Source organism: Hyphomicrobium sp. (genome assembly GCF_019753045.1).
In the GTDB taxonomy this organism is placed as follows: Bacteria; Pseudomonadota; Alphaproteobacteria; order Rhizobiales; family Hyphomicrobiaceae; genus Hyphomicrobium_B.
This window is the reverse complement of record NZ_JAIELN010000011.1, coordinates 115,235-129,902: the sequence shown is the minus strand read 5'-3', so window position 1 is coordinate 129,902 and position 14,668 is coordinate 115,235. Positions and strand designations below refer to the sequence as shown.

General features: G+C 60.6%; 13 protein-coding genes. 6 read left to right on the top strand and 7 right to left on the bottom strand.

Going from position 1 to position 14,668, the window contains the following annotated elements; genetic code table 11:
• Position 1: 1 nt before the first annotated feature.
• The 4 genes from pstC to K2Q04_RS13895 all read right to left on the bottom strand — a co-directional run bounded on the left by pstC (position 2) and on the right by K2Q04_RS13895 (position 4,314).
• A complete protein-coding gene (gene pstC, locus K2Q04_RS13910; RefSeq protein WP_291164871.1) occupies positions 2-994 on the bottom strand; it encodes a phosphate ABC transporter permease subunit PstC in 993 nt (330 codons plus the stop codon).
• 83 nt (positions 995-1,077) lie between these two features.
• On the bottom strand, positions 1,078-2,106 hold the full coding sequence (gene pstS, locus K2Q04_RS13905) for a phosphate ABC transporter substrate-binding protein PstS (RefSeq protein ID WP_291164951.1): 1,029 nt from the start codon (positions 2,104-2,106) through the stop codon (positions 1,078-1,080).
• 396 nt (positions 2,107-2,502) lie between these two features.
• On the bottom strand, positions 2,503-3,768 hold the full coding sequence (locus K2Q04_RS13900; RefSeq protein WP_291164869.1) for an ATP-binding protein: 1,266 nt from the start codon (positions 3,766-3,768) through the stop codon (positions 2,503-2,505).
• 48 nt (positions 3,769-3,816) lie between these two features.
• Positions 3,817-4,314 (bottom strand): Rrf2 family transcriptional regulator, encoded by a 498-nt coding sequence (locus K2Q04_RS13895; RefSeq protein WP_291164867.1) that lies wholly within the window; start codon positions 4,312-4,314, stop codon positions 3,817-3,819.
• Between the two features lie 215 nt (positions 4,315-4,529).
• Between K2Q04_RS13895 and K2Q04_RS13890 the strand changes: the two genes are divergently transcribed.
• Genes K2Q04_RS13890 through K2Q04_RS13870 form a run of 5 tightly spaced genes read left to right on the top strand, consistent with a single transcriptional unit; the run spans position 4,530 to position 10,674 of the window.
• Entirely contained in the window at positions 4,530-5,816 is a 1,287-nt protein-coding gene (locus tag K2Q04_RS13890; RefSeq protein WP_291164865.1) for an imelysin family protein, read from the top strand.
• 47 nt (positions 5,817-5,863) lie between these two features.
• A complete protein-coding gene (locus tag K2Q04_RS13885; protein WP_291164863.1) occupies positions 5,864-7,342 on the top strand; it encodes a multicopper oxidase family protein in 1,479 nt (492 codons plus the stop codon).
• Positions 7,343-7,350: 8 nt separating this feature from the next.
• Positions 7,351-8,514, top strand: a complete 1,164-nt coding sequence (locus tag K2Q04_RS13880; RefSeq protein ID WP_291164861.1) for a di-heme oxidoredictase family protein — start codon at positions 7,351-7,353, stop codon at positions 8,512-8,514.
• Positions 8,511-9,581: an imelysin family protein gene (locus tag K2Q04_RS13875; RefSeq protein ID WP_291164859.1), complete on the top strand. Its 1,071-nt coding sequence runs from the start codon at positions 8,511-8,513 to the stop codon at positions 9,579-9,581. Before K2Q04_RS13880 ends, K2Q04_RS13875 begins: the two co-directional genes overlap by 4 nt.
• On the top strand, positions 9,571-10,674 hold the full coding sequence (locus K2Q04_RS13870) for a DUF1513 domain-containing protein (RefSeq protein WP_291164857.1): 1,104 nt from the start codon (positions 9,571-9,573) through the stop codon (positions 10,672-10,674). Before K2Q04_RS13875 ends, K2Q04_RS13870 begins: the two co-directional genes overlap by 11 nt.
• Here K2Q04_RS13870 and K2Q04_RS13865 read toward each other — a convergent pair.
• Entirely contained in the window at positions 10,653-11,264 is a 612-nt protein-coding gene (locus tag K2Q04_RS13865) for a nucleotidyltransferase family protein (RefSeq protein ID WP_291164854.1), read from the bottom strand. The two genes, K2Q04_RS13870 and K2Q04_RS13865, sit on opposite strands and share 22 nt — an antisense overlap.
• The gene (locus K2Q04_RS13860; RefSeq protein ID WP_291164851.1) at positions 11,261-12,289 is read right to left on the bottom strand and encodes an XdhC family protein; all 1,029 of its coding nucleotides are present in this window, start codon (positions 12,287-12,289) and stop codon (positions 11,261-11,263) included. The genes K2Q04_RS13865 and K2Q04_RS13860 overlap by 4 nt, the downstream gene beginning before the upstream one ends.
• Positions 12,290-12,360: 71 nt before the next feature.
• Between K2Q04_RS13860 and rimO the strand changes: the two genes are divergently transcribed.
• Positions 12,361-13,752, top strand: coding sequence for a 30S ribosomal protein S12 methylthiotransferase RimO (rimO, locus tag K2Q04_RS13855; protein ID WP_291164848.1), 1,392 nt, complete (start codon positions 12,361-12,363; stop codon positions 13,750-13,752).
• Here rimO and K2Q04_RS13850 read toward each other — a convergent pair.
• Positions 13,749-14,666 carry a cation diffusion facilitator family transporter gene (locus tag K2Q04_RS13850; RefSeq protein ID WP_291164846.1) on the bottom strand — a complete coding sequence of 306 codons (918 nt, stop codon included), beginning with the start codon at positions 14,664-14,666 and terminating at the stop codon, positions 13,749-13,751. The genes rimO and K2Q04_RS13850 overlap by 4 nt on opposite strands.
• Positions 14,667-14,668 lie beyond the last annotated feature (2 nt).

Genomic DNA, 14,668 nt, shown 5'->3' with positions numbered 1-14,668 from the left:
TTTATGCTCCCGCCTTCTTCTCGATGCGCATCAACATGAGGCGCGCGAGAGCCAAGACGATAAACGTGATGAAGAAGAGGATGAGGCCGAGGGCGATCAGGGACGAGGTATAGATGTCGCCGACCGCTTCGGTGAATTCGTTTGCGATCGTTGCCGAGATCGTCGTTCCCGGTGCCAAGATCGAAGCGGAGATCCGGTGGGCGTTACCAATGACGAAGGTGACTGCCATGGTTTCGCCGAGTGCTCGGCCGAGGCCGAGCATCACGCCGCCGATGATGCCGACGCGTGTGTATGGGATTACGACGTTGCGTACGACCTCGCGGGTCGTCCAGCCCATGCCGTACGCCGCTTCCTTCAGTACCGGCGGGACCGTTTCGAAGACGTCGCGGCAGACGGCCGTTACGAACGGCAGAACCATCATTGCGAGGATCAAGCCGGACGTCAGGATGCCGATGCCGTAGGGCGGGCCAGCGAACAGCTGGTTGAGGACGGGTACGTCCTTGAACGCCGCGATCAATTCCGGCTGCACGTACTGCTGGATCATGGGAGCGAAGAAGAACAGGCCCCAGATGCCGTAGATGATGCTCGGGACACCGGCGAGAAGCTCGATTGCGATGCCGATCGGGCGGCGCAGAGACATCGGGCAAAGTTCTGTCAGAAATACTGCGATACCGATGCTGATCGGTACGGCGACGATCATCGCGATGGCGGACGTGATGAGCGTTCCGTAGATCGCTGCCAGAGCGCCGAATTGCTCGGTGACCGGGTTCCAGACTTCGGTCGTCAGGAAGCTGAAGCCGAAGGTTTTGAATGCGAGATAGCCGCCGACTACGAGTGAAGCGAAGATCGCACCTAGAAGGATCAGGACGAAATACGCGGAGGAGAGGGTCAAACCGCGGAAAATTCCGTCTGTCGTGCGAAGACGTTCGAGAACTTTGCGCCGCGCTACGGCGGTAGCCGTCGCGTTAGAGTGAACGTCTGCCATGAAGGTCAAGATATCGCTCCAGACTGAAGAATGACGTCTGCGTTATAAACAAATCGAGAAGCGCCGTACGGCGCTTCTCGTCGTCCGATAGATTAGTTCGAGAAGACTGGCTTGTTGTCCTCGCCGACGACACCTTCCCAGCTCTTCTTGACGAGAGCTACGACGCTGTCGGGCAGCGGCACGTAATCAAGCGCTTCGGCTTCTTTGCTGCCGTTGGCATAGGCCCAGTTGAAGAACTTGAGGGCTTCTTTAACGGCTGCGACGTCCGTCGGCTTCTTGTGGATGAGGATGAAGGTCGGGTTCGTGATCGGCCAGGATTCGGCGCCAGCCTGCTCCGTGAGGATCACGCCCATGCCAGGAGCCGAAGACCAGTCTGCGCCGGCAGCGGCGGCCTGGAAGGACGAGATGACGGGAGCAACCGTCTTGCCGTCCTTATTGATCATTTTGGTGTGGGACAGCTTGTTCTGCTTGGCGTACGCGTATTCGACGTAGCCAATCGAACCCTTCGTCTGCATCACGTTGTTGGCGACACCTTCGTTGCCCTTGGCGCCGAGGCCGACCGGGAACTGAACCGACGTGTTAGAGCCGATCTTCGACTTGAAGTCGGCGCTGACCTTCGAGAGGTAGTTCGTCCAGACGAACGTCGTGCCCGATCCGTCAGAGCGGAAAACGGCGGCGATGGCGTCAGAAGGAAGCTTCAGGCCGGGGTTCAGCTTCTGGATTGCCGGGTCGTTCCAGGCGGTGATTTCGCCGAGATAGATTTTTGCAAGCGTCGGGCCGTCGAATACGAGTTCGCCCGGCTTGACGCCTTCGACGTTCACGACCGGAACGATGCCGCCCATGACGGTCGGGAACTGAATGAGGCCGCTCTTCTCGAGGTCTTCACCCGAGAGGGGCTTGTCGGTTGCGCCGAAGGTAACCGTGTTGGCTTGGATCTGCTTGATGCCGCCGCCCGAACCGATCGACTGATAGTTCAGACCGACGTTCGTCTCTTTCTTATAGGTGTCAGCCCACTTTGCGTAGATCGGATACGGGAAGGTCGCGCCCGCGCCGGAAATGTCCGCCGCCGAGGCCGGAGCGGTTACAGCAGCAGTTGCCGCGAACGCCGCAAATAACGCCAGAAAAGACTGTTTCACTGTGGTCTCCTTGTTGAACGGGGGGGCGTTCAAGCCCTCGCCACTCTCTCGCCGAGCTGAGCTCGGCCCGCACTCTCTAGTCCAGTAAGGTCACGGCTATGTGAAACGTTAACGCTTTGAATTTGCTATGTATTCTTGGCGTTGCCTACATTTCTTACAGTGGCCGTGATGGGTCTCATCGGGCGGCTCCGGCTTGTCATGCTGACATGCTGTTACCGAATCCTCCGCGCCTTCCCCAAGGCGCGCATCGCGACGAACTTGGCGTTCTGAGGGTGAGCCGCTAAGCGGCCGCTTTCGAATCCCGTCGTCCGTCGCTGCACTCCTTCTAGCGATGGGACGCAATGGATTTGTGACAGCTCAAGCGTCTGTTTTACATGAATTTTATCTATAGGCCGGCAGGACCACGTCAAATGTGGTTCCTTGGCCAACCACGGATTGGACCGAAAGCTCGCCTTCGTGGCGGTTCAGCACATGCTTCACGATGGCGAGGCCGAGGCCCGTGCCGCCGATGCGGCGGCTATGCTCGGTGCTGACGCGATAAAAGCGCTCCGTCAGCCGTGGTAAATGCTCAGGCGCGATGCCAGGCCCGTCGTCGGTGATCGAAACGAACGCGCGAGCCCCGACGCTTTCGTTGCGGACGCTCGCTTTCTTTTTCAGGGCGATTTTCACAGTGCCGCCGTCGCGGCCGTATTTGACCGCGTTTTCGACGAGGTTGTGAAAGACCTGGAAGAGCTCATCGCGGTCGCCCATCGCCACCAGTGGGGTGGCCAAGGGCTCTACACTGATCGTAATGCTCCGTTCGTGCGCAAATGGCGCCAGCGATCGCACGACATCTTCCATCAGATCGTTGAGATCGACGCGGCCAGTCGGCTTGAGGTTGGCTTTCTCTTCAACGCGGCTGAGCAAAAGTAGATCGTCGATCAGCCGCGTCATGCGCTCTGCCTGGTCCGCCATGATGGCGAGAAATCGCTCGCGGGCGGCTTCGTCGTTTCGCGCCGGTCCCTGAAGCGTTTCGATGAAGCCTCGGACGGATGCGAGCGGCGTGCGCAGTTCGTGGCTGGCGTTGGCGATGAAATCGGTGCGCATCTCGAGGAGGCGATGCTGCGGGGACTCATCCTGGATCGTAACCAGAGCCGCAAGCGGTCCAAGCTGACTGTTCCGGCCGAGCGGCGTCACGGTTGCCATGAGGCGTTGCCCCAGGCCGCCGCGGGGAACGAGGCGCGCCGTCTTCTTCTCGCTGGTTTCAAAAGCTCCAGAAACAGCGGCGATGAGCTCGGGGTCCCGGTCGACGTGCTCGAGAGGCGCGCCCTGTCTCAGCCTGTCGAAAAGGCTCGACGCGGCTTCGTTATAATTCAGGACGACGGACGATCGATCGAGGATGATCGCAGGATCAGGTATTGCCGCAGCAAGATCGGTCCACGTGAGCATTGTGTCGGAATTCGAGCTAATTCCAGCCATTTCACTTGCTTTTTGATCGAGTGCGGTGCGCGGCCAAGCTAAGAGCGCGGCAATTCCAGCGAGCAAGCCGAGCCCCACGAAAATGATGGTGCGCAGCGGATCGCTTACCCAAATCCACGTGGGAATGAGCGCCAGAAGCGCCACTGCGGCAAGCGCCGCGAAAGGCAAGCGGACGGTGTCACGGGTCATGGCCCGTGCAAGTATTCCGGATGCGCGCGATAAGCTAGTTAGCAATGGTCAACTTCGCCGCGAACCGCGGGCCGCGGGCTTTTTGCTCCGTGCCTTGCTGGTGCCGTGATCATTCTCGCCGGGCTCTTCGATCTGTTTCAATCCCATGGGCGATCGAACCGCGAGTTCGGCAAGCGTGTGCTGATCAAGGACGGTGATGAACGCCGTCAGGGCGTCGTCGAACATCGCGTTGATATTGCCGGGGTCCGTATCATTTGACGTCGGATCATTGCCGCCCTCGACTTGTACTCGAGTTACTTCAATGGCGCGGACAACGTCTCCGATCTTGATCGATGCGGCGGATTTGGCGAGTCTGACGCCGCCGTTCGGGCCCCTGACCGCCGCGAGAAACCCGGCGTGCGAAAGGATGTGGACAATCTTGAAGACGTTCTGCTTGGTCACGCCGAGCCGGTCGGAGATATCGGCGACCTTTATCAATTGATCTCCGGCAAGCGCGCAATCTATCAGGATGCGGATTGCGTGGCCGGTTTGCTTCGTCAAGCGCATCTTTAATTTACCCGGTGCCGCGCGGCCGTGGCTCAAATGTCCGTGACTTGCTTGTTTCACAAATCTTATCGGCGTGGCAAGGGGCGGCACCGATCCAAGTTCACTTGACAGTCGGGTCGACCCGCATTCTATACCTACGCCGTCAATATTAACCGGATCCGGTGATCCCGCACTGAATTTAGTGCCGTCGAAACCTAGCAGCTACGGAGACCGAGATGTCGAAAAAGGCATTCGCCTGGGCCTGCGCAACTCAATTCGCGCTGACTGCGGTTCTGATGACGGTGGCCCCCGCTTTCGCCGCGCCCGCGACCAAAGACATCATGAAGAATTATGGCGACCTCGCGCATGCGATCTACGGCGATGCCCTGGCCAAGGCCAAGGATCTCGATAAATCGATCGACGCGCTGCTGGCTAAGCCGAATGCGGAGACCCTGGAGGCCGCACGCGCGGCGTGGAAAGCTTCGCGCATTCCCTACATGCAGACGGAAGGCTTTCGTTTCGGCAACAAGATCGTCGACGATTGGGAAGGCAACGTGAACTCGTGGCCGCTCGATGAAGGCTTGATCGACTACGTCGACAAGGACAGCTACGGCGACACCAAGGAAGAGAATCCTCTCTATACGGCGAATATCATCGCCAACAAGAAGATCCGCCTCGGACCGAAAATTCTCGACGCTTCGAAGATCGACAAGAAGGTCATCGCCAAACTCAACAGCGCGCTCGATGTCGAGACGAACGTCGGGACCGGTTATCACGCGATCGAGTTCTTGCTGTGGGGCCAGAACCTTCACAAGCCCGGCGTCAAATCGGGCGAACGGGCAGCCAGCGACTTCGATCTCAAGAACTGCACGCACGAAAATTGCGATCGCCGCCGCGCCTATCTGAAGGCGGCGTCGGGTCTGCTCGTTGACGATCTCGCGGAGATGGCCGGGAACTGGAAGCCGAATGGTGCCGCGCGTAAGGCCCTTGCTGGTCTCGACGAGAGCACGCAGCTGTCGACCGTTTTGACGGGGCTCGGATCACTTTCATACGGTGAGCTTGCGGGCGAGCGCATGAAGCTCGGCGTGCTGCTGCATGATCCTGAAGAAGCGCATGATTGCTTCTCGAACAACACGCACAACAGCCACTATTACGACGAAGTCGGAATGACCGCGATTTGGAACGGAAAATACGACGGTTCCACTCCGATCAGCGGTCCGAGCATTGCGGAACTTGCGCGTGCGAAGGCGCCCGATGCCGCAAAGCGCGTCGACGAAGCGATGGCGACCACGCTCGAAAAGATGACTGCCATCAAAACGAAGGCCGATTCCGGCGCAATGATGTATGATCAGATGCTCGCTGCCGGTAACGACGAAGGCAACAAGCTCATCCTCGATGCCGTCGATGCTCTCGTCGCACAGGCGCGTGCCATCGAATCGGTCGTTGCTGCGCTGAACCTCAAGGTGAAGATCGAGGGTTCGGACAGTCTCGATGATCCGTCCAAGGTCGCCAAGGCGAAATAGTTGACCTGCCTCGTAACAAAAGCCGTTGTATCAGATGAGGTCTTCGCATGGTGACACGCAGAGACCTCATCGCCGGTGCGGCAGCATTTTCGGCAAGTGCCGCCGCCGGTTTCCTCGGCGTCGCGAGGACAGTCGAAGCCAAAACCAAAGCCAAGGCGGCCGGCACGCCCGAAGTTATCGCGAAGCCGATCGCAAACGGCGTCAAATCCGTCACCTTCGATCTTGCCGAGCGGCCGACGGCGTTGCCGTGTTTCGATGGCAAGACGCTGCCGTTGTGGACGTTCGAAGAGGGCACGACCTTTCCGATCGTGCGCCTCAAGCTCGGTGAGCGGTTCGATACGGTTTTCAAAAATAATTTGCCGGTTGCGGGCGAGGTCGCGTCGATCCACTGGCATGGCCTGCGCATTCCCAACGATCAAGACGGCGTCCCGTATATGACGCAGCAGCCCATACCTCCGGGTGCGGAAGGGCGCTATTCCTTCGTGCCGCCCGACACGGGCTCGTTCTTCTTTCACACGCACTGCAATTCGACCGAGCATTTCGGGCGAGGTTTGGTTGGTGTGCTGATCGTCGAGGGCGACGAGATCGCGCCGCCCGACGCGGAATATGTGCTGCTGATGAAGGACTGGCGCATCGGGCCCGACGGTGCGTTCCTGCCATTCACGACGGATGAGGGCGCCGCACGTAGCGGCACGGCCGGGACAGTCCGGTCCGTCAACGGCGAGAAATCTCCGGTCATCACCGTGCCATCGTCGGCCGACGTCCGCATTCGCTTTTACAATCTCGATCCGATGCGCGTATCCGAAATCGGGTTCGAGAACGCGGAAGCTGCAATCATCGCCGTCGACGGCAACGGAATCCCGCCGATGCCGCTCGAATCCTGGCGGCTCGGTACCGCCATGCGTCTCGACGTCTTGCTGCGCACGGCGCCCAAGGGCCAGTCCGTGAAGCTCTTCGATTATTTTTCGAAGGAGCCGTACGTTCTGGCAGAGTTCAAGTCCGAGGGGCCGGCGAAGCGTAAGGGCAAGTTCAAGGCGACGCCCCTTAAGGTCATGCCGTTCGCGAAACTCGACGAGGCCAACGCCCAGCGTATACCGATCGAATTTTCCGCCACGCCGACGGGTGCTGCAATTGCGGAGAACGCGTCGAATTCGGGCATTGAGATTGGGCCGCTGTGCCTCACGAAGCACACGTTCTGGGCGATCAACAAGCAGGCTTGGCCGGGACACGAACATAAGGATCTCGGACCGCCGCTCGCCGTTCTCAAGGCGGGGCAGAGCTATATTTTCGAGTTGAAGAACACGACGCCGCGGGCGCATCCGATCCATATTCACGGGCATACATTCGAAGTATTGAATTCGAGCGTGCGTCGCATTCCGCGTGTTCGCTGCGATACGGTGCTCCTGCTCCCGAATGAGCGAATTGAGGTCGGCTTCGTTGCGGGCGATCCCGGAAAATGGATGTTCCATTGCCATATTCTCGAACATCAAGAAGCCGGCATGATGGGCTACATCGAGGTCGTGTGAAGGGCCGCATGCGCGTTGCGCTTACGCTTTTCTTTTTCACCTTTGTGCCTGCTTATGCGCCGCTCGCCGACCAACTCGATGCAGCCGTCGGCAAGGCGCTTTTCGACCGTCAATGGATTCCCGCGCCGGCCTCGACCAAAGCCACCGACGGACTGGGGCCGCTTTTCTCGTCGCGATCCTGCACTGGCTGCCATTCGCGCGGTGAAGGTGCGCGCGTCGTGACGCGCGATGACGGGAAGGCCGATATTTCGGGTGCTGTCGTGCGTTTCGGCAATGCCGGTGGGGCGACCGATCCCTATTACGGGCTGCAGCTGCAAACCAATGCCGTGCCCGGATTGATGCCGGAGGGGCAGGCGCGCTTCCTTCCGGAGCTTAAATACAACTTGGAGGGTCCGGCGCTGGCTGCCGGCATGCACGCGGGCATTCGGCTCGCGCCCCCGCTGTTTGGCAGGGCGGCGTTCGACGACGTTGCCGACGAAGAGATTTTGAAGCGCGCCGATCCTGACGATCGCAACGGCGACGGCATCAAGGGGCGTGCGAACGTGACGCCACGGGGGATTGGGCGATACGGCTGGAAAGCCGGGCACGTGACGCTTGACGAACAGGTCGCGCATGCTTTCGCGATCGACATTGGCATGTCCAGTCCGAAAATGCCGTTCCCTTACGGCGATTGCACGAAGCTCCAGACCGAGTGCCTGGCCGCGCCCAATGGCGAGAGCCCGGAGTTCGAGGGGCGCGAAATTTCGTCCCTGATGCTTAGAATGGTCGAGAGCTACCTCAAAACGCTCCGGGTGCCTGCGGACGCTGAATCTTCGGAGGGCCAAGCGATTTTTGCGGCGAGCGGTTGCGCCAGTTGTCATGTGCCGACGCTTGCAACGCGCGATGGGCGGCAAATTCCGGCCTTCACCGATCTGCTTCTTCACGATATGGGTCCTCGGCTCGATGACGGTGTCGGAGAGCCGGGCGTCAAATCATCGGAATGGCGAACCGCACCGCTTATCGGTCACCGCTTGCCTTCGGAGCAGCGGCGTTTTCTTCATGACGGGTCGGCAGAGACCGTCGAGGAAGCGATTGGGAAGCATCGCGGCGAAGCTGAACGCAGCCGCAATCTTTTCGAGGCGCTCTCGCCTGACGACAAGAAGCGGCTCGTCGAATATGTGAACGGGTTATGATGGTACATAGAGTGCTGCTGGTCGGGTTGTCGTTCCTCGCATTGATCAGCCAAGTTGCCGGCGTTAGGGCGAGCGAACCGGTCAGCCACGCAGCGATGGTGAAGGCGGCTATCGAGCAGCACATCATTCCGCACATCGACGCTCTGAAGGCTGCCGCAGAGCCTTTGCCGGCTGCTGTTGAAAGCGTTTGCAAAAGCGGATCGGCGGAATCGCGGCAGCAGCTTTCACAGCAATTTGCGAAAGCGGTCGAAGCCTATGCCGGAATCGATTTTCTTCGCTTCGGGCCAATGCTGGAAAAAGGCCGTCGCGAGCAGATTTCATTCTGGCCTGACCCGCGCGGTTTTCTCGGGCGGCAGATGCGCCTCATCCTGACGGCGAAGGATGATGCGATTGCTCAGCCTGGGGCGCTCGCCAAGCAGAGCGCGGCTGTGCAGGGTCTCGTCGCACTTGAATATCTGATCCAGGATAAAGACGTGCCGCTCGGGCCGGACGAGGCTGCGCGTTATCGTTGCGTCGTCGCGAAGGCGATTGCCGGGAACATCGTTCGCCTCGTGGGTGAAGTCTCAACGGAATGGGAAAAGCCCGGCGGCTGGGCCGACAAGATGCTTCATCCGGGGCCGGAGAACGACACTTACAAGAATGACAGTGAAGCCGCGGTCGAGGTCGTCAAGGCTTTGATCGTCGGGCTGTCGCTGATGGCGGATCTTCAGATCAAGCCGCAGATCGATCCCAAGATCCGGCTGAAGCCGCCGTACGACAAGTCGGGGCTTCAGAAGCCGTTTTATGCCGCATACATCGCGTCACTGCACCAGCTTTACGATGCCTTGCAGCTCGAAAGCTATCTGCCGCCCGAGAGGCGATGGATGAAAGATTGGGTTGCAGGAACCTGGCGCGCGCTCGAGGCGAGCGACGGCGCGGGCGGTCATTCATCGCATATGGAGCGCGACGATTCTCCGACGCCGCGTGAAATTTTCGACCGGGCAAACGGCCTTCGCAACATGGTGTCCAACAGGCTGTCGGTGGCGGCCAAGCTGACTGTGGGGTTCAATGAACTCGATGGCGATTGACCGCAGGTCGTTGTTGCTCGGCACGCTCGCGTTCGTCGGCGCGACGCCGATGCGCGGCGCGCTCGCATTGGGTGCAAACGATATCGCCTACGTGACGGCCGCCCGTCGCGCGGACGGCTCGTACACGGTTCTTCTTCTTCGCGCTGACGGATCCGTCCTCAGGGACGTTCCGCTCTCGGGCCGTGGACATGACATCGCCATTCACCGGCCCTCGAACAAGGTTGCGGTCTTTGCGCGGCGGCCGGGAGCCTTCGGGGTCGCTTTCGATCTGGAAACGACGCGTCAGCCGGTTGTCTTCACGCCGGGCGAGGGGCGGCATTACTTCGGTCACGGCAGCTTCTCGCAGGACGGCCGGGTGCTCTACGCTTCCGAAAACGATATCGACAGCGGCGACGGCGTGATCGGCATTTACGATGTCGCTTCGGGTTTCAAGAAAATCGGCGAACATCCGAGTTACGGTACGGGGCCGCACGAGATCATGTTGCTGGCTGACGGCAAGACGATTGCCGTCGGGAACGGCGGTCTCGACACCGTGCCGGATGCCGGGCGCGAGAATCTGAACGTCGATACGATGGAACCATCGCTGGCGTTCGTCGATCGTGAAAGCGGGAAGCTGATCGCCAAGCACACGATGACGGGCGATCTCCAATCGCTTTCCATTCGCCACGTCACGCAGGACGCCACGGGCCTCGTGTGGTTCGGCGCCCAATGGGAAGGCAGCCCGAGCGAGACGCCGCAGCTCGTCGGCAGCGCGGGTGTGGATCGTGCGCCGAAGCTCATCGAGCCGCAGGGGAAGGGCGGCAGCGATCTCAAGGGATATATCGGCGCGATGGCGGTGAGCGCCGACGGGCGCTACATCGCGGCCAGCGCTCCGAAAGCCGGACATGTGCTCTACGTCGATACGACGACCGCAACCGTCGTGGGGCAGAGCAACTTGAAGGACGTGTGCGGAATTGCGCCCGAGGGCCAGCAAGATTTCGCGGCGTCATCGGGCTTCGGCGTCGTGCGTTACGAAACGGCGCGCGCTTCGACGATCACGGAGCACGAGCTCCAAGACATCTCGTTCGACAATCACTTGCGGCGCGTCGGCTGATCCGGCGCGATAAACGTTGCGAGATCAGCGCGGGTGTCGATGTCGGCGAAGGCGCCCGGGTCCTCGCACGCGACCGGGCACAAAAGATCTTGATGCTGGGCTAAGATCTCCCGTCCGCCTTTATCGCCGCTCACTCCCTCAAGTGCCGCGAAGAGCGAGCGGGGCCAGATGATCGGATGGCCCCGGCGACCGTCCGGCGAGGCGGGAAAGACGATCGCATCAGGGTTGATCTCAAAAGCCGACACCAATTTATCAACCAAGGCACTCGATAGTCCCGGCATGTCGGCGAGCGCGATGAGGAGGCCGTCGGCAGTGCGGTCGACATTGCGAAGCCCGGCACGAAGTGACGTGGAAAGTCCTTCGCCAGCGTCAGGGTTTTCGACGACCCGCCAGCGGCCTTGTCCAGCGGCCTTTGCAACTCGGTCGTCACTTCCGCCGGTCACTAAAATTATGTCATCGATTTTCGATTGTGCGAGGGCGGAACAGACGCGCCTGACGATCGGGACTTCATCGATCTCCACGAGCAGCTTGTGACCATTCTCGAAGCGCGTCGAGCTTCCGGCGGCGAGAATGACCGCGGCCAGCTTCACTCCGGCGCTTTCCGGAATGCCGAGATGATCTGCGCCAGGATCGAGGTTGCTATTTCTCCTGCCGTCTCGGCTTCGATATCGAGACCCACGGGGGCGTTAATGCGCGCGATGTCGGCGTCGGTAAAACCGGCGGCCTGCAGACGGGCGACGCGCTTTGCGTGCGTTCTTCGCGAGCCGAGCGCGCCGATGTAACGGCAGGGTGATTTGAGCGCGACGGACAGAGCTTCGTCGTCGATATGATTGACGTGGGTCAGCGTCACGACTGCCGAGAACGGATCGGCGGTCATTTTCCTGAAGCACTCTTCCGGCCATCCGGCGATGATCTGCGAGGGATCGAAACGTGCGGGGCTTGCAAACGCGGTTCTCGGATCGATCACCTTGACGTCGTATCCGGCTGCCGTCGCCATCGTCGCGAGATGCTGGGCGATGTGCGTTGCGCCGACGATGATGATGCGTGGCGGCGGCGTCAACGCGTGCAGGAATGTCTCTCCGCTCTTGTCGACGGCGCTGTGGGCGCGGCGGACCGTTTCGGCAATTGCCGGGTCGGTGGCTGCGGTTCCATCGTGGATCTCGCGGGCGCCGTCCGAGAGACGCGTCGCAATCACGAGTGGGGACCGGTTGGCCGTGGCTTCGTCCAATCGCTTGATGAATTCGAGGTCGGTTCCCGGGTCGAGCCGCGAGACGTAGACGCGTATCTTGCCGCCGCAGGCGAGGCCGGAGCGCCAGGCGGTCTCGTCGGCGATGCCGAAGCTCAAGATCTGCGGTTTGCCGTTTTCGATGACGTCTATGCCCGCGGCGATGACGTCGGCTTCGACGCAGCCTCCGGAAACCGAGCCCTGAAACTCGTCGATATCGGCGATCGCCATTTGGCCGCCGGCGCGGACGGGCGCCGAGCCCCAGGTGTCGATCACCGTCGCCATGGCAACGGGCCGCCCGGCTTCGAGCCAGGCTCTGGCAGCCGCCCTTGCATTGGTGAGCGGAGCGTCTGTTTTGGAAGCAACTTGATCGGCTTGGAGGTCGGTCACGGGCTTATCTTTGGATAACGGCCATAGTGTCGCGATTGCGCTTGTCCGGCCCGAAGGCTAGAAGCGCGAAGATGGCGAGACCCTCAGTAAAGATCAAGGCAAAGGCAAGTGCAAAGGTGCGGCGGCTGGCGCATGGCGCGGCCGCGCCGCAACCACGCACGCCCAAAGTCGGGTTTGTATCTCTCGGGTGTCCGAAGGCCCTGGTCGACAGCGAACGCATCATCACCAAGCTCAGGTCGGAAGGCTATTCGATAGCCCGCGATTACGACGGCGCCGACGTCGTCGTGGTGAACACGTGCGGTTTTCTCGATTCAGCCAAAAAGGAAAGTCTCGACGCCATTGGCGAAGCGATGAACGGCAACGGCCGGGTGATCGTGACCGGCTGTTTCGGCGTGGAAGAGGATCGAATTCGCGAAGCCTATCCGGGTGTTCTCGCGGTGACGGGGCCGCATCAATACGAGCAGGTCGTCGAAGCCGTGCATGACGCCGTGCCGCCGCTCCATGATCCGTTTCTGGATCTCGTGCCGCCCGAGGGGCTTAGGCTCACACCGCGCCATTACGCCTATCTGAAGATTTCGGAAGGCTGCAACAATCGCTGCACGTTCTGCATCATCCCTTCGCTCAGGGGTGATCTCGCGAGCCGGCCGTCGAACCACGTCATGACCGAGGCAGAGCGTCTCGTCAGCGCGGGCGTCAAAGAGCTGCTCGTTATCAGCCAGGATACGAGCGCATACGGCCTCGATCTGAAATACGCGGAGAGCCCTTGGAAGGGCAGTCCGCTCAAAGCGCGCTTTCTCGATTTGTCGCGGGCGCTGGGCGATCTCGGCGCATGGGTGCGGATGCACTACGTCTACCCCTATCCGCATGTCGACGACGTCATCCCGCTGATGGCGGAAGGCAAGATCCTGCCGTATCTCGACATCCCGTTTCAGCATGCCTCTCCGTCAGTCCTGAAGGCGATGCGGCGGCCCGCGTCGCAGGAGAAGACGGCGGAACGCATTCGCCGCTGGCGTGACGTGTGTCCGGATCTCGCCATTCGCTCGACGTTCATCGTTGGGTTCCCGGGCGAAACCGAAGAGGATTTTCAATTCCTGCTCGACTGGCTGAAGGAAGCCAAGATCAATCGCGCCGGATGCTTCAAATATGAAGCCGTCGAGGGCGCGACGGCCAACGCTATCGAGGGCGCGGTTCCGGAAGAGGTGAAAGAGGAACGCTGGCACCGCTTCATGGCCGCGCAGAAGGACGTCAGCAGCGAGATACTGCGAGAAAAGGTCGGATCGACGATCGACATCATCATCGATGAAGTCGACGAAGACGGCGCCATTGGCCGTTCGAAGTGGGACGCGCCAGATATCGACGGCAACGTGTTTCTCAACGGCGAAGACGATCTGAATGCCGGGGAGATTATCCGCGGCAAGGTCGTCGAAGCCGATGAGTACGATCTCTGGGCCGAACGCGTCTAAAGCGGTACGGCGCCGGATTCCTCGGGCTTTGCCTTGTGTTCCGGCTCGACGTGAATGACGACCTCCGAGCCTTCGATGCTCTGCTCAATCGAATCCTCGAGCCGGTCGCAGATGACGTGAGCGTCGTCGACGGTCATGGTGCCTGGCACGACGAGATGGAATTCAATGAACAGGGCGCGTCCGGCTTGGCGGGTGCGGATATCATGTGCTTCTAGCGCGCCGTGGCCGTTCGCCTCGATGACGCCCCTGATGCGGCCCTCGATCTCCGGGCTCGCCGCCTGATCCATCAATCGCGACATGGATTCCGTCGCGATGTTGTAGCCCATGAAGAGGATGTGGGTCGCTACCACGGCGGCGATCAATGGGTCGAGGATTGTCCAGCCCGTGAGGATAGCCACGATCAAGGCAGCGACGACGCCGACTGATGTGATGACATCCGTAAACAAGTGCTGGCCATCCGCCACGAGCGCAGGCGAGCGCCAGTTCGTTCCCCACTTGATCAACGCCCAAGCCCAACCGGCGTTGATCACGGTCGACACGATGTTGATTACGAGGCCGAGACCCGGATGCGCGAGTTCGACGCCGTTGACCAGGCCCGAATAGGCTTTGATCATGATGAGCACCGCGGCGACGGCGATCATTGCGCCTTCGAACATGGCCGCGAGGAATTCGGCCTTGTAGTGGCCGAAGGGATGATCGGCGTCGGCCGGTTTGGCGCTGAGGCGGATAGCGCTAAAGGCCGCGATGGCGGTCATCACGTTGACGATGCTTTCGAGCGCATCGGAGAAGAGGGCGACCGATCCCGAAACCGCGTAGGCGATATATTTCAACGTCACGACGGTCAGCGCGACAGCGATATTGATCACCGCTATGCGTGCGATCCTGTCGTGTTCATTTTTAGAGGCGGTGGACATTA

Excerpts from the sequence above, each read along its gene's own strand:
- K2Q04_RS13870 (WP_291164857.1), top strand. The coding sequence starts at position 9,571 with ATGGCGATTGACCGCAGGTCGTTGTTGCTCGGCACGCTCGCGTTCGTC.
- rimO (WP_291164848.1), top strand. The coding sequence starts at position 12,361 with ATGGCGAGACCCTCAGTAAAGATCAAGGCAAAGGCAAGTGCAAAGGTG.
- K2Q04_RS13885 (WP_291164863.1), top strand. The coding sequence starts at position 5,864 with ATGGTGACACGCAGAGACCTCATCGCCGGTGCGGCAGCATTTTCGGCA.
- K2Q04_RS13900 (WP_291164869.1), bottom strand. The coding sequence starts at position 3,768 with ATGACCCGTGACACCGTCCGCTTGCCTTTCGCGGCGCTTGCCGCAGTG.
- K2Q04_RS13850 (WP_291164846.1), bottom strand. The coding sequence starts at position 14,666 with ATGTCCACCGCCTCTAAAAATGAACACGACAGGATCGCACGCATAGCG.
- K2Q04_RS13895 (WP_291164867.1), bottom strand. The coding sequence starts at position 4,314 with ATGCGCTTGACGAAGCAAACCGGCCACGCAATCCGCATCCTGATAGAT.
- K2Q04_RS13875 (WP_291164859.1), top strand. The coding sequence starts at position 8,511 with ATGATGGTACATAGAGTGCTGCTGGTCGGGTTGTCGTTCCTCGCATTG.
- K2Q04_RS13880 (WP_291164861.1), top strand. The coding sequence starts at position 7,351 with ATGCGCGTTGCGCTTACGCTTTTCTTTTTCACCTTTGTGCCTGCTTAT.
- K2Q04_RS13890 (WP_291164865.1), top strand. The coding sequence starts at position 4,530 with ATGTCGAAAAAGGCATTCGCCTGGGCCTGCGCAACTCAATTCGCGCTG.